The sequence below is a fragment of the Streptomyces sp. NPDC003300 genome (assembly GCF_040610915.1).
Taxonomy (GTDB): Bacteria; Actinomycetota; Actinomycetes; order Streptomycetales; family Streptomycetaceae; genus Actinacidiphila.
The window spans coordinates 70,696-84,959 of record NZ_JBEXNE010000015.1; the positions used below are offsets into that span (position 1 = coordinate 70,696).

The following is a 14,264-nucleotide window of genomic DNA, read 5'->3' on the forward strand; positions in this document are numbered from 1 at the left end:
CTGACGGATCGACGCACCTCGTTGAAGGCGACCATGCGCGACGGAGAGTGTCACCTTCAGCCGCGAGCCATGGTGGCGGGAGGGGGCGGCGGAGGGATGAGTCGGGCTTCGGCGCGGTCGAGGCGTCTGGTTGTGCGGCTGTGGGCGGCCCGGGCGGCGGCGAGGAGGACGCCGATCGTCAGGCAGAAGACACCGAAGCCGGTGGTACCCACGATCAGGAAGATGGCGCCGAGGACGAGATAGAACCCGGCGAGCCAGGGCAGCCACCGAAGGCCGCTGCGCGCCGCCTTGCGTTGGCGTCGCAGAAGGACGGTCATGGCGTGCCGTACGGCCGGGTCCGCGGGAACGCGTCCCTTGCGCAGGCGGCGGGCGATCACCGGGATCTGCCGGGGCCGGATTCCGGCCTCCTCGGCGAGGTGTCGCCGGAAGGTCCGTTGCCGCCACAAGCCCGCCGTGGCGGCGCCCAAGCCGCCCGCGAAACCGCCGAAGTTGAAGCCCAGCCAGAACCACAGCGCGGCGTACATCACCGCGAGGAAGGCCACTGCCGTCCCGACACGCACCCACAGGCGGTCGTACCAACGGCGTTCACCGTCCCAGTCCACATCCCCGTCCTGGCGGTACTCGCTGCTCATCCGCGCCCCCAACTGCCGTCGCCACGACGACAGTCGTCTACCCCCGAGGATCGCGCGAACGCGTCGTCACGATGTCAGGCCCGGTGCCGGTGCGGCCCCCTCCGAAAGATCTTGGCCCGTACAGGTCACTGCCCGTACGGACCCCATCCCGGTGTGCCGCTGGGCCCCCGGGGTCATCGGTCATCCCCGGAGGAAACAGCCCCGAGCTGGTCCCCGCGCACCTGTCGGGGACCGAGCCCGTCGTCGGGGGCAACTCGTCCTGGGGCGGCGTCAGCGGGGGCGTCGGCGGGTGTGCTTGTCGCCGAGGGTGGAGGGCAGGAAGAGGATGTCCTTCTGGTTGAGGTTGACCCCCGGCGGGACGATCTCGTCGATGCGGTCCAGTACGTCGTCGCTGAGTGCGACATCGGCGCCGGCCAGAAGATCGGTGAGCTGCGCGGGGGTGCGCGGACCGAGCAGGACCGAGGTGACCGCCGGGTGGGTCAGCACGAACGCGGTGGCCAGATGGGCGAGTTTCAGCCCCGCTTCGGCGGCCAGTTCGGTGAGCTCTCCGACGGCCTTCGCCTTGGCCCGGTTCCCCGGTTCCGCCTGGTCGAACAGGGGCGTGGCGGCTCCCGCGTTGCGGTGACCGGCGGTGGGATCGGCGCGGCCGGAGAGCCAGCCGGATCCGAGCGGGCCGAAGGTGAGGACGCCCATGCCGTATCGCTGGGCGGTCGGCAGCGTGGTGGCCTCGACGCCGCGCAGCAGGACGTTGTACGGCGGCTGCTCGGACCGGAAGCGGTGGTGGTGGCCGCGCTCGGCGGCCCACTGCGCCTCGACCGTCTGCTCCGGGTGGAACAGAGACGAGCCGATCGCCCGTACTTTCCCGGCCCGGATCAGGTCCGAGAGCGCGGAAAGCGTCTCGTCGAGGTCCGTGAACGGATCCCAGCGGTGCATCTGGTAGAGGTCGATGCGGTCGGTGCCGAGACGGCGCAGGCTCCCTTCCACCGCCTGGGTGATCCACCTGCGCGATCCGCCCCGCCGGTTGTCGTCCGATCCGATCGGCAGCCCGAACTTGGTGGCGAGGACGACCTCGTCACGCCGCCCCTTCAGCGCCTTGCCGACGATCTCCTCGCTCTCGCCCGCCGAATAGACGTCCGCGGTGTCGATGAAGTTGATGCCTGCGTCCAGCGCGGTGTGGATCATCGCCACGGACTCGCCGTGGTCGGTGTTGCCCATCGCGCCGAGCATCATCGTCCCGAGGGCGAATTCGCTCACCGACATACCCGTACCGCCGAGGACTCTGCGTTTCATGGTGCGCTCTCCACTGTCGTGCCGGTCTCATCCGGCAATACGTCCGGCACTTCGTACGGCATTTCGTCCGGCACTTCGTACAGCGACTGATCCGGCGACTCGTCCGACCACCGTCCGGCTGCGGCGGCCGGCCCGCCCGTCGTCAGCCCTCGACGCTCGCGGGGACCTCACCAGGGCGGTCGACCACGCCGCGCCGCATGACGGCATTCACGCCGTACAACGTCTCGACGGCGGTGCCGTCGCCCTGGTGACCGATCATGTAGGACCGCGAGCCCAGATACGTGAGCGTGGCCTTGTCGAAGATCCACGTGTCGCGGGTGGCGGCTCCGGGGTCGTGGCGAGTGATGCCGAAGCCGTGCCGGCCCGCCGCGTCGACGGCGTCGGGCACCACGCGGACGCCGGGGATCTTCTCCACGACCTGGTACAGCGCGGACGCGGTGGCCGGGGGCATGATCGCCGTGCTCAGCATCCCGCCGATGTTCGAGAAGACGGTCTCGTCCAGCGAGGAGGTGCCCCACGGCTCGGTCTCGGCGTAGAGCAGCGCGCGCAGCGCCTCGGGGTCCGTGGGCAGCGTGGCCAGCCACTTGTAGGTGGGGTGGTCAAGTCCCGCGTACACGGGCGAGGTGGCCACCATGGGCCCCAGCCCCGGCATCACCGCGTCCTTCCCCGATTCACGGATCCAGCCCTCCTCCGTCATGGGGCCGGGGCGCTGGACGGTCCAGTACTCCTGCTTGTGCAGCGCGCCGAGCCGGACCTGGCCGCCGAACGCGCCCTTGTTCCCCCGGGTCAGCGTCTCGACATACACGAGCTGGTCGTCCTTCACCGGCGTCACGTTGCCCGTCATGGCGACGGCGGCGATGCGGCTGAGCGTGGCGGACGCGCTGTTGTAGTGCGCCGGAGGGGCCGCGGGGAAGTGCCCAGGGGCGTGTCCGCCGCCGGACGCGGTGACGACGAGCACGGCGGTCAGTGCGGCCGCCACGGGAAGCACCATCATCGGACGCGGTTGCCGGCGGCGGCGCCGCGAGACCGCCGTCGCCACCATCGGTGTCGTCGTCGCCGTCGTACGGGTCCCGCGGGCGAGGTCCTGGTCGATCCGCCGCATCAGAACGTCCTTGAGGTGCCGATGGCGGCTCGGCGAAAGGTGGTCCCAGGCGGCCGAGGCGGCCAGCAGTTCTTCCGCCTCGGCCGGGACGGTGGCGGGCGCGTTGTCAGCCTTCATCGGGTTTCCTCCTGCAAGAAGAGCGCCGCGAACACGGCCTCGCCGTCTTTCTCTCCGGGAACGCGGTCCGGTTCCCCCGCCGTGTCGCGTGCCGGTACGGCGCTCAGCTCGGCCAGTCGCTTGCGGGCGCGCGAGAGCCGCGAGCGCACGGTGCCGACCGGGATGCCCAGTGCTTCGGCGGCTTGCCGGTAGTCCAGCCCGGCCGCCACGCACAGGGCGATCACCTCCCTGTCCTGGCGGCGCAGTCGGCGCAGCGTCTCGTGGACGGCGGCCAGCCGTCGCGCGTCGTCGATCCGGCCGATCGCCTCTTCCGCGAAGTCCTCGACCGCGCGGGGCTCCGGGCTGCGCGCGAGGAAGGCGAGCCTGCGCCACCGTCCGCGGTTGGCGTTGTGCGCCTTGTGCGTGGCGATGCCCAGGAGCCATGGCGTGAGGGACCCGCCCTCCGGCTCCACGGTCTCCCGCCCGCGCCAGGCGGCCAGGAAGGTCTCGGACATCACGTCCTCGGCCTCCGGCCAACTCCCGGTCAGCCGCAGCGCATGGTTGTAGACCGCCCGCGCGCTCTGTTCGTACAGCTCGGCGAACGCGGAACGGTCTCCGGCACGGATCCGCCCACGCAACGGCTCCGCTGGTTCTGTTTGCGTCACACTCATTACTCTCCGCAGCACCGGCCGAGTTCCTGTGTCCGCCGTCACAGCCGCCCGCCCGCCCGCTTCCCGCGCCCGAGAGTAACGGTGCGTCCGGTTTGCACAAAGGGCTGACGGTGCGCTCCTTATCTGGTGAAGTACGGGTCTGCCGGGCCCGCAAGGGGGGTGCCCGGCCTCGTTCTCGACGTCTGCTCCTACAACAACGCCCGCGTCGCCTTCACGACCTGCTGACCGGGGCCCGCGGCGCTCCGTCCCGCCGCCGACGGAGCGCCGGGGTTCGTATGACGGAATCCGCCCTCGCGGCTCAGGGCCGTAAGAGGTCCCTGCGGGATCAGGGCCTTGCGGGGGCGTCGGCGAAGTCGGGGAGGTCGGGGGTGAGGAGGTCCGCGACGGCGCCGTCGAGGAGTTCGGCGGTCTCGGTGGAGCGGGGGAGCATGGTGCTCTCGTAGGCGCGGACGGCGTCGGCGACGGTGGCCTCGGTGGCCAGGGCGACGGCGAGTTCACCGGCGTCGAGCATGGCGAGGTTGACGCCGACGCCCAGCGGGGGCATGAGGTGGGCGGCGTCGCCCAGGAGTGTCACGGTGGGGTGCGGCTCCCAGGTGTGCGGGACCGGCAGGGCGAAGATCGGCCGCTGGACGTAGGGGCCGTCGTTGTCGGTGATGAGCCGGCGCATGGGCGCCGACCAGTGGGCGAACCGCTCCTGGAGCAGGGCGCGGACGGCGTCGGTGTCGTCGGCGGCCAGGCCGGCGCCGCTGATCCAGTCGGCCGGGACCTGCTGGACGATGTAGACGCGGATGTGGTCGCCGCCGTTGCGCTGGGCCACCAGCGCGCGTTCGCCGTCGCCCGCGTGGGCCATGCCCTGGCCGACCAGTTCGGCGATCTCGGGGTGGCTGTTGTCGACGTCGTCGAACCAGGCCTCCAGGAAGCTCACCCCCGTGTACGCGGGGACGGCGGCCGAGACAGCCGGGCGTACGCGTGACGAGGCGCCGTCGGCGCCGATGACCAGGTCGGTCTCCACGGTGGTGCCGTCGGTGAAGCGCAGCAGCCGCGGTCCCTCGGCGGGACCGCCGACGGACTCAAGTCCCTTTCCCCAGCGGATCGTTCCCGGTTCGACCGACCGCAGGAGCAGGTCGCGCAGCACCCCGCGGTCGATCTCCGGCTTGAACAGCTCGTCGGCTTCCGGGACGTGCCGGACGGTGATCGTGCCGTCCGGGTCAAGCAGCCGCATCTCCTGGCCCTCGGGCCGGGACAGCGCGAAGAACTCCTCCAGCAGACCGGCCTCGCGCAGGGCGATCTGGCCGTTGTCGGCGTGCAGGTCCAGGGAGCCGCCCTGGTCGCGGACGTCGGGACCGGCCTCGCGGTCGTAGACGGTGACCGCGAGGCCGCGCCGCTGGAGGATGCGGGCGCAGGTCAGGCCGCCGGGTCCCGCGCCGATGACGCTGATCCTGGCCTGGGCCGGTGCTACGGGGTTCGTGGGGTTCATGGGTGGTTCCTCTCGCCGACGCCGGAGGGCCGCGGCCCGATGCCGCAGGCATGTCCGGCGCCGTCACATTATTCGAACGCCTCCAAACATACAACGACTCCAATAATGGTGCGATGGCAACTTTCGGGGTACGGTCGGCGCATGGACGACACCACCGACCGGGCCGCCCCCGCCGGAAGGCGCGAACGCAAGAAGGCCGCCACCCGGCAGTCGATCGCCGACGCCGCGCTGCGGCTGTTCCTGGAGCGCGGATACGACCAGGTGAGCGTCCGCGAGATCGCCGAGTCCGCCGATGTGTCGGTGTCGACGGTGTTCAACTACTTTCCCGGCGGCAAGGAGGCCCTGGTCTTCGACGAGGACGCCGGGAACGAGGCCCGCCTGGTCGCCGCGGTGACCGACCGCCCCGCGGACCGGACGATCCCCGAGGCCCTGCGCGCGCACTTCACGGGTTTCGCCACCTCGCCCCACACGCGTGACCCGCGCTTCGCCGACCTCCAGGAGCTCGTCCGGCAGACCCCGGCCCTGCGCGAGTACTCCCGCGCGATGACTCTGCGCCACGAGAACGCCCTGGCCGTCGCCCTCGCCGAGCAGACCGGCCGCCCCCACGACGACCTGCTCTGCGCCGCCTACGCCCGCTTCACCCTGGAAACCCTCGCCTTCGCCGGTTCCCGTCCCGATCCCGTCGCCGCGATCGACCAGGCGATGCTCCTGCTCGACCGGGGATGGACGGCCGCGGTCACCCCGCCCGGCCCCGCCGCCCCGACGGCGGGTCAGATATTGTAGTGGTTCTCGTAGTACCGAGCCACCAGCTCGCGGTAGTGGGTATCACCGGTGTGCTCGTCCACGACGAACTCCGGGGAGCTCTTGATCTGGTCCTTCGTGAGATCGACGAAGATCTTCTGGTCCGCCGTGTCGATCGACCGTACGGTGCCCGCGGGGAGCAGTACGTGCTTGCCGAAGATCCACACGCCGGTATCGACGACCAGATACGCCGAGTCGAAGTCGTCGGAGTGCTTGTCGACCTTGCCGATGTGACCGTCCGTCGCCTCGACCTGGTAACCGATCAGGTCGGTCCCCGCCGTATGGCCGGTGGTGTGCTGATAGCCCCAGATGTTGTCCCTCATGTCGCGGCTCCTCCATCGGAAACGTCGCGCCCCGAGTGACGAGAATGCCGTCGCGGCATCTGCTCGCCGGTGACGCGTACTCAGACGGTCGCGTGCCCGCCCGCCCCGCGCCCACACCTCCGGCCCCGACTCGCCCGCCCGGACGGCTTCAACTCCCGAACGACCTCAGCGATCGAACGGCCTCAGCGATCGGCGAGCAGCTCGCGAGCCGCGCGGGCGCCGGAGGCCATCGCCCCCTGGACCGAGCCGGTGGCCCGGTGATCGCCGCAGACGTAGCGGCCGGGCGAGACCCGCGTGGTACGGCTGAGCGGCCACGGCGGCGGCATGGCGGGCAGCGCTTCGGCGACGCGGTAGGCGGCCACCGGCTCCCACGTCGTGGTGTCGGTCTCGTAGAGCTCGGCCAGTACCCGGCGCACCTCCGCCTCGCCGCCCTCGGTCTCGTCGACTCCGAGCACGGAGGTGGAGACCAGGGCCCGGCCGGGCGGCGCGTAGGTGGGACTGACCTCGCTGAGCACGACGGTGTTGAGCACGCGCCGTGCGGTGTCCACGATGAGCGTCGGTTCGGCCCGCGGTCGTTCAGGAGCCGCGTGGTAGTACGTGGTGACCGATCGCGTAGCCGGTACGCGCAGGCCGGGTACGAGTGAGGCCGCGGCGGCCGGGCCGGCGGCGACGACCACCGCGGGCGCGGCCAGTTCGTCACCGCGGGCCGTCAGCACCCCGTCGTCGGTGAGCCGTTCCACGGGGACGTCGAAGGCGACGGTGCCGTCCGGCAGCGCGGCCGCCATCAGCTCGGGCACCGCGGCGACTCCCCGAGCGGGCAGGCACAGCGTGCCGCGCAGCATGGAGCGCCACACCAGGTGGAAGAACCGGCTGGAGGTCTCCAGCTCGTCCTCCAGGAAGACTCCCGACAGGAACGGGCGGAACAGGGTTTCGACCAGTTCGTCGCCGATGCCCGCCTGCGCGAGCGCGGTGCGGGTCGTGCGGTCCGTCTGGCGTTTGAGGACGCGGGGCGGTGCCAGCAGGTCTCGGCCGCTCATCATGGCGAGTCCGGCGAGATCACGCAGCGTGGCCAACCGCCCGGGCCGCAGGTCGGCCGCCATCCGCGGGTGACGCGTCGGGTCGCCCAGGCGGAGCTTCCCCTGAGGGGTGTGCACCAGAAGGCCGGGCGTGAACGGCCGCAGGCGCAGCTCGCTCAGCCGCAGGCGACGGCGCAACTGCGGGTAGGAGGTGTTGACCACCTGGAAGCCGCGGTCGAAGCGGAACCCGTCGCGTACGTCGGTACGCATCCTGCCGCCCGCCGCGTCCGACGCTTCCAGCACTCGCACGCGCAGCCCCGCGGCCACCAGGTCCTGCGCGCAGGCCAGCCCCGCCACACCCGCGCCGACGACCACCACGTCGACGGCGCCTTCACTCGCTCCGCGTGTCATTCGAGCCTCCCGCCGCGCGACGGCCAACGCGGATTCGGCGACGCGCTGCCTCTTCCTGCGGATCATGGCAGGCCGTCGGCGGCCCCGCACGTCTGCCACGGCCTGTGAGCCCGTGGGATCACCGGCTCCGCGCGGGCGCCCGCCGGTGGACGGGTCCTGCCACCGCCGTGACAGGACCCGTCTTCACCGTCGGCCGGAGGGGGAGGCGGCGGACGGGTGCGCGGTGGTCAGCCGCAGGGAAGCGCCCCCGGGGTCAGGGTCACCTGGTGGCTGAGGTCACCGTCGAAGCGGAAGGTGTTCACGGCGGTGCCCTGGCAGGTGTAGCGGACGATGCCGACGCCGTACGCCACCGCGGTGATCGTGCCCGTACTGCTGACCTTCTCGATCACGGCGTAGGCGGGCTGGCTGACGCCGTTGCAGACCTTGCTGTTGTAGATCGAGAGCTGGCCGTAGATGAAGTCGAAGTCGGTGTAGTACTGGCAGCCGCTGGGCCAGTCCGTGGTGCTCGCGGACGCGGTGGCGGCGCCCGGTACCAGCAGGGCGGCCAGGGCCGCGGTACACGCGGCGGCGGTCAGACGGAGCTTTCTCACAGGTCGTTGTCCCTTCGGTGGGCGGGGGGAGCGGAACGAGCCGGAAGCAGCATCCGTGGGACGGGGCGGGGTCTCCGCGCGCCACCGATCGTAGGTTCGGCGACACAGTCGCGCAATAAGCCGGGCAAGTGAAAGAAATTTCCGTAACTCAGCCTGAAAAGAAGTGAGTTCAGTGATGCGTCAGGGGCGTCGGAGGATGGCGGGAGGGGCTGCCGGGGACACCGGGACGCGAGACGCCGGGGCGAGGTGAGGCCGCGGTCGGTCGGCCGCGCGGCAGCGCGCCGACCGGGCAGGACGGGATGTCCTGCCCGGTCGGTGGGCTCGCCCAGAGGGAATGCGGCCCGCTCAGAGGAAGTAGCGGAGCCAGATGTAGAGCCAGGCGATCACGCAGCTCATGGTCGTCACGATGATGCCGTAACGGGTGAACTGCCAGAACGAGATGCGGTGGCCGCTGCGGGCGGCGATGCCGATCGCCACCACGTTGGCGCTGGCCGCCACCGCCGTGCCGTTGCCGCCGAAGTCCGCGCCGAGGGCGAAGGCCCACCAGATCGCCTGACCGGTGCGCTCGTCGGGCGCCTCGGCCACCAGCCCTTCGACCACCGGCGCCATGGAGGCGACGTACGGGATGTTGTCGAAGAAGGCCCCCAGGATCGCCGAACCGAACAGCAGGGCGGTCGCGGCGCCGAAGAAGTTGCCGTCCACCTGGCCGACCACCCAATCGCCGAACGTGCTGATCACCCCGGTGTGCCCCAGACCGGCGACCATCACGAACAGGCCCATGAAGAAGACCAGGGTGGGCCACTCGACCTCGTTGAGCACCTCGGTGACGTCCATCCGGGAGACCAGCAGCATCAGCCCGGCGCCGACCAGCGCCACCACCGACGGGTCGAGGTGCAGCACGGAGTGCAGCGAGAAGGCGACCACCACCAGCGCGAGTACGGCCAGGCAGCGCACCAGCAGCCGTACGTCCGTGATCGCCCGCCGCTCCTGCAACGCCAGGACCGCGTTGACGTGCTCCGGGTTGTACCGGAACGACTTGCGGAACAGCACCCGGGTGAAGAGCACGAAGACCGCGAAGATCACGACGACGATCGGGGCCATGTGCACCAGGAAGTCCGTGAAGGTCAGCCCGGCGCGGCTGCCGATGATGATGTTCGGCGGATCGCCGATCAGGGTCGCGGCGCCGCCGATGTTGGAGGCCAGGATCTCCGCGATCAGGTACGGCTGCGCGGGGATGTGCAGCCGGTTGCAGACCACCACCGTCACCGGGGCGACCAGCATGATCGTGGTGACGTTGTCCAGGAACGGCGACGCGACAGCGGTGATCAGCATCAGCATGACCATCAGCCGGTACGGCCGGCCGCCCGACCGCTTCGCGGACCAGATGGCGAGGTAGTCGAAGAGGCCGGTCTGCTTCAGCACCCCGACGATGATCATCATCCCGAGCAGCAGGAGGATGACCTCCCAGTCGACCCCGGCGTGCTGGGAGAACCACACCTCGGCTCCGGGCGCGAGCCCGAACACCAGCATCACGGCGGCCGCGACCAGTACGACTTTGACCTTGTCGACCTTCTCGGTGGCGATGAAGAAGAACGCCACCGAGAAGATGGCCAGCGCGACGACGGCGCTCACCGGTCACCCCCCGACCGGCTCGCGCCGCCGCACGACGGGATCAGCCGTCCCGGCCCCATGAGACGTCCAGCCGGACTCAGCCGTCCCGGCGGGAGCAGACGTCCGGGCGCGATCAGCCGTCCCGGCCCCATGAGACGTCCGGGCGCGATCAGACGTCCGGGTGGGCCACCGCGAATTCGGCGATCACCCGCTCCAGCGTGATCGCCCCGACCAGCACACCGGCGTGGTCGACCACCGCCACCAGCGGGCTGCGCTGCCCGGCCATCAGGGCGGCCACTTCCAGCAGCGTCCCGTCCAGGCCGACCGTGACCACCCGGGCCAGCCCCTGGTGCAGGCAGTCGCCCACGGTCAGGTCGCCGAGTTCGTCCCAGTAGTGATCCGCGTGCGCCTCGTCGATGGCCCGGGCCAACGCCCGGTCCGCCCGGTAGCTGTCGGGCACCGCCATCCGCAGCACCTGCGTGCCCGGCAGCACCGTACGCGGTCGGCCCCGGTCGTCCACCACGATCATGCCGGGCAACCGGCGTAGCGCCATCAACCGGACCGCGTGGGCCACAGAGTCCCGAACGGTCACCGTCGGTACGGTCACGGCGATCTGCTGTGCCTGCATTCCACCAACTCCCCTGGCCTGGACCAACCTTCGGATACGTCCTGATCACGCGAACCCGCCCTGGAGCTCGGCGAGCCGCCGTTCCAGGCTCGCCAGCCGGTCGGCGACCGAGACGCTGTGCAGCACCTCGGCGACCTGGTCGGCCTCGTCGAGGTCCAGTTCGATCTGGTTGACCGGTACGTCCGGATCGCCCGCGCCGTAGCAGAGCAGCGATCGGCGTCCGGACTGATGCACAAGTACGCCGAAGCGCTGCCCTTCACGGGTCGAGAAGTGGTTGACGACGCCGACGCCGAAAACACTGGTGCGGGTGATCTCCACTGAGGGCTCCTTCGGGTCATTCGAGTAAGGGAGGCTGGTCCCCCTCTACGTTTCGGGAATTCGGCCGACCCGGCCATGGGGTCCGACACCCATCTCTGCCCGCGCGGAACATGCAGGTGAAAGGGGTTGTGGATGGGTGAGCGACCCGATGGACAAACGGGCCGCTCCCGAGCGAGGCTGGCACGGTGACCAATTCCGCTGACCGGGCAGCCATCCCCGAGCCCGGCCGCCGAGAGGAGCCCGGGCACCGAGAAGAAGCCGACCGCCGAGGCAAGGACGGACGCCGGGACGAGCCCGACCGCCGGGGCAAGGACGGGCGCCGGGACGAGCCCGGCCGCAGGGCACCTGCCCAGGCGTTGTTCCGCCGCCTGGTCGTGCTGAACGGCCTGGTCTTCACGATCGGTACGCTCGTGCTCGCGCTCTCACCGGCCACCGTCTCCTCACGGGTACGGCTGGCCGAGATCCCGGTGCTGATCGTCGGACTGGCGCTCATCCTGACGGTGAACGCCCTGCTGTTGCGGACCAGCCTGGCCCCGCTCGAAGCGCTGACCGCGCTGATGCGCCGGGTGGACCTGCTGCGCGGCGGGGACCGGCTGGCGGACTCCGGCAACGGTGACCTGGCGGACCTGATCGCGACCTTCAACGCGATGCTGGACCGGCTGGGGGCCGAACGCAGCGCCAGCAGCGCGGACGCGCTCGCCGCCCAGGAGGCGGAGCGGCAGCGGATCGCGCGGGAACTGCACGACGAGATCGGGCAGAGTCTCACGGTCGTGCTGCTCGGCCTCAAGCGGGCCGTGGACCGGGCCCCGGACGACCTGCGCGACGACCTGCACGCCGTGCAGGAGACGGTGCGGTCCAGCCTCGACGAGGTGGGACGGGTGGCCCGCAGGCTCCGCCCGGACGTGCTGGAGGATCTCGGGCTGCTCAGCGCGATGAACGCGCTGGCGACGGAATTCTCGCAGGTCAGCGGGGTGCCGGTGGTCCGGCGGGCGAAGCCGGACCTGCCCGCGCTGAGCACGGAGAAGGAACTGGTGATCTACCGGATCGCCCAGGAGAGCCTGACCAACGTGGCCCGGCACGCCGGGGCCGGCCGGGTCGAGCTGTCGCTGCGGCCCGAGGCGGACACGGTCGTGCTGCGGGTCGCCGACGACGGCCTCGGCGAGGTGAGCCGGGAGGGCGCCGGCATCCGGGGAATGCGGGAACGGGCGCTGCTGATCGACGCGCGGCTGTCCATCACCGCCGTGCCCGGCACCGGCACCGAGGTCCGGCTGACCGTTCCCGCCGACGGCCCGATTCCGTCGGCGGCGCAGAGGAATCGGGGGTAAGCGTGTCCACGACCAAGACCCGGATCATGCTGGCGGACGACCACGCACTGGTCCGGCGGGGCCTGCGACTGATTCTCGACGCCGAGCCCGACATGACGGTGGTCGCCGAGGCCGCCGACGGGGCGGAAGCGGTGGAGATGATCCGCGGGTCCGAGATCGACCTGGCGATTCTGGACATCGCGATGCCGCGGATGACCGGCCTGCAAGCGGCCCGTGAGATCTCCCGGCGAGCCCCCGGCGTACGCATCCTGATGCTTTCGATGCACGACAACGAGCAGTACTTCTTCGAGGCGCTCCGGGCCGGCGCGTCCGGATACGTGCTCAAGTCGGTCGCCGACCGGGACCTGCTGGAGGCGGTCAGGTCGGCGATGCGCGGCGAGCCGTTCCTCTATCCCGGCGCGATCACCGCGCTGATCCGGGACTACCTGCATCGGGCCAGGCAGGGCGAGAAGCTGCCGGAGAGCATCCTCACGCCGCGGGAGGAGGAGGTCACCAAGCTGATCGCCGAGGGGAATTCGGCGAAGGAGATCGCCGAGACGCTGGTGATCAGCGTGAAGACCGTCGACCGGCACCGGGCGAACATCCTCCAGAAGCTCGGCATGCGCGACCGGATCGACCTCACCCGGTACGCGATCCGGGCCGGCCTCGTCGAACCCTGAGGCCCGGGGCCGCGGCTGGGCGGCACCGGCCAGGGGTCCGACATCGGCCAGGGGTCCGGCGCCGGGTCCGGGTCCGGCGCGACGCACGCGGCGACATCAGCGGCGCTTCCCGATGGCTCCCACGACCTCGCGCCAGGACGAGTCAAGGACGTCCGAAGGACCCGTTTCCCTGGCTTGTGAGCCCGCCGCGCCGGTGGGCGGGGAGTCCCGTCACCCGGCTGATAGGAGCCCACATGAGAAAACCCCTGCCTCGTATCGCCGCCGCGGTGGCGATGGCCGCGGGACTGATCCTGGCCACCACGGGATCCGCCGACGCCGCGCCCGCCTGGTCGTGGCAGACCGGCCACATCTACCGGCTCGAATCGTTGTCTCCGGACGCGGGCAACACCTGCATGCAGGACTCCCGCGAGTTGACCACCTATCACGGGCATCCGGTCGACTGGGTCCGCAACGCTCCGTGCGATCTCTACGACACGTCGTACCGGTGGCAGGTCGTCATCAACGCCAACGGCTGGGCGAACCTGGAGAACGTGGGCAGCGGCAACTGCCTCGACTACTCCCAGGAATACGGATTGCGCGGTTTCCCCTGCTACAACACCAGCTACACCGGGGGATGGCAGGAGTGGCGGCTCGTCACCCGCCAGGCTCACGGCATCACCCAGGTCGTGCTCCAGAACGGGCGGTACCAGGAAGACCACGCCAACATGTGCGCCGATCTCTCCCTCCAGTACGGCCTGCGCGGCTATCCGTGCAATGGAACGTCCCAGGACTCGGGATACCAGGCGTGGCTCGTCTTCGACGTGGCCACCTGAGTCCGCCTGTCGACGGAAGCCGCCGTCGAAGGAAGTCCCCTGTCCAAGGCCGTCGTCCGGCTGGTGACGGACACCGTCCGTACCATCAGCACCTTTTCCCACGAAACGGGGTAACAGATGAGAAAGCCGCTCTCCGGCCGCCGCCTCGCCGCCGCCGCGCTGTCCGCGGTCGCTCTCGCGGGCTGTGGTCTGGCGATGGCGCCTGCCGCCTCCGCCGCCACGGCCCCTGCCGGCGCGCCCGCGGCGCAGGTGAAGCCCGACGCCAACCCGAACTCCTGCATCAGCACGCTCACGCAGTGGGGTTACGCGGCCACCACGACGCGGATCATCATCTGCAACACGACCGCTGTCGCCGCCTTCGTCAACGCGGAGAACGCCTTTGTCGCCTGTGTGCCCGCATTGGCCGCCACGATAAAGGACGTCAATGACAGGAACTATGACGTTCTGACGTCCGCGTGCTTCCTCGCGGCGTATGGCTGAACCTGCACCCCTGCGGGCCACG

The 14,264-nt window shown here is 70.7% G+C and carries 16 protein-coding genes; 5 read left to right on the plus strand and 11 right to left on the minus strand.

All coding sequences use genetic code 11. From position 1 onward, the window contains the following. Positions 1–56 precede the first annotated feature (56 nt). The 5 genes from ABZX65_RS22115 to ABZX65_RS22135 all read right to left on the minus strand — a co-directional run bounded on the left by ABZX65_RS22115 (position 57) and on the right by ABZX65_RS22135 (position 5,268). A complete protein-coding gene (locus ABZX65_RS22115) occupies positions 57–632 on the minus strand; it encodes a hypothetical protein (RefSeq protein ID WP_355342543.1) in 576 nt (191 codons plus the stop codon). 270 nt (positions 633–902) lie between these two features. Further along, complete coding sequence (locus ABZX65_RS22120) at positions 903–1,922, minus strand: aldo/keto reductase (protein ID WP_355342545.1); 1,020 nt, start codon at positions 1,920–1,922, stop codon at positions 903–905. 142 nt (positions 1,923–2,064) lie between these two features. Next, positions 2,065–3,141, minus strand: coding sequence for a CU044_5270 family protein (locus tag ABZX65_RS22125; RefSeq protein WP_355342548.1), 1,077 nt, complete (start codon positions 3,139–3,141; stop codon positions 2,065–2,067). Then, positions 3,138–3,791, minus strand: a complete 654-nt coding sequence (locus ABZX65_RS22130) for an RNA polymerase sigma factor (RefSeq protein WP_355342550.1) — start codon at positions 3,789–3,791, stop codon at positions 3,138–3,140. The genes ABZX65_RS22125 and ABZX65_RS22130 overlap by 4 nt, the downstream gene beginning before the upstream one ends. 325 nt (positions 3,792–4,116) lie before the next feature. Then, on the minus strand, positions 4,117–5,268 hold the full coding sequence (locus tag ABZX65_RS22135) for an NAD(P)/FAD-dependent oxidoreductase (RefSeq protein WP_355342552.1): 1,152 nt from the start codon (positions 5,266–5,268) through the stop codon (positions 4,117–4,119). Between the two features lie 141 nt (positions 5,269–5,409). Here ABZX65_RS22135 and ABZX65_RS22140 point away from each other — a divergent pair, with 141 nt between their 5' ends. After that, entirely contained in the window at positions 5,410–6,051 is a 642-nt protein-coding gene (locus tag ABZX65_RS22140) for a helix-turn-helix domain-containing protein (RefSeq protein WP_355342554.1), read from the plus strand. Here the strand turns inward: ABZX65_RS22140 and ABZX65_RS22145 are convergent. The 6 genes from ABZX65_RS22145 to ABZX65_RS22170 form a co-directional block, all read right to left on the minus strand. Beyond that, entirely contained in the window at positions 6,039–6,392 is a 354-nt protein-coding gene (locus tag ABZX65_RS22145; RefSeq protein WP_355342557.1) for a PRC-barrel domain-containing protein, read from the minus strand. The genes ABZX65_RS22140 and ABZX65_RS22145 overlap by 13 nt on opposite strands. A gap of 182 nt (positions 6,393–6,574) precedes the next feature. Next, on the minus strand, positions 6,575–7,819 hold the full coding sequence (locus tag ABZX65_RS22150; protein WP_355342560.1) for an NAD(P)/FAD-dependent oxidoreductase: 1,245 nt from the start codon (positions 7,817–7,819) through the stop codon (positions 6,575–6,577). A 227-nt stretch (positions 7,820–8,046) separates the two neighbouring features. Then, positions 8,047–8,409, minus strand: a complete 363-nt coding sequence (locus tag ABZX65_RS22155) for a hypothetical protein (RefSeq protein WP_355342563.1) — start codon at positions 8,407–8,409, stop codon at positions 8,047–8,049. Positions 8,410–8,754: 345 nt separating this feature from the next. After that, entirely contained in the window at positions 8,755–10,041 is a 1,287-nt protein-coding gene (locus tag ABZX65_RS22160) for an ArsB/NhaD family transporter (protein ID WP_355342566.1), read from the minus strand. A 148-nt stretch (positions 10,042–10,189) separates the two neighbouring features. Further along, complete coding sequence (locus ABZX65_RS22165) at positions 10,190–10,648, minus strand: CBS domain-containing protein (RefSeq protein ID WP_355342569.1); 459 nt, start codon at positions 10,646–10,648, stop codon at positions 10,190–10,192. Between the two features lie 45 nt (positions 10,649–10,693). Beyond that, entirely contained in the window at positions 10,694–10,966 is a 273-nt protein-coding gene (locus tag ABZX65_RS22170; protein WP_188280217.1) for a hypothetical protein, read from the minus strand. A gap of 356 nt (positions 10,967–11,322) precedes the next feature. On the opposite strand from ABZX65_RS22170, the gene ABZX65_RS22175 reads away from it, so the two are divergent. The 4 genes from ABZX65_RS22175 (at position 11,323) to ABZX65_RS22190 (ending at position 14,242) form a co-directional block, all read left to right on the plus strand. Beyond that, positions 11,323–12,291, plus strand: coding sequence for a sensor histidine kinase (locus ABZX65_RS22175; protein ID WP_355342864.1), 969 nt, complete (start codon positions 11,323–11,325; stop codon positions 12,289–12,291). Between the two features lie 26 nt (positions 12,292–12,317). Then, the gene (locus tag ABZX65_RS22180) at positions 12,318–12,950 is read left to right on the plus strand and encodes a response regulator transcription factor (protein WP_188280250.1); all 633 of its coding nucleotides are present in this window, start codon (positions 12,318–12,320) and stop codon (positions 12,948–12,950) included. 233 nt (positions 12,951–13,183) lie between these two features. Then, a complete protein-coding gene (locus tag ABZX65_RS22185) occupies positions 13,184–13,762 on the plus strand; it encodes a hypothetical protein (protein WP_355342572.1) in 579 nt (192 codons plus the stop codon). 117 nt (positions 13,763–13,879) lie between these two features. Further along, the gene (locus ABZX65_RS22190) at positions 13,880–14,242 is read left to right on the plus strand and encodes a hypothetical protein (protein ID WP_355342575.1); all 363 of its coding nucleotides are present in this window, start codon (positions 13,880–13,882) and stop codon (positions 14,240–14,242) included. Positions 14,243–14,264 lie beyond the last annotated feature (22 nt).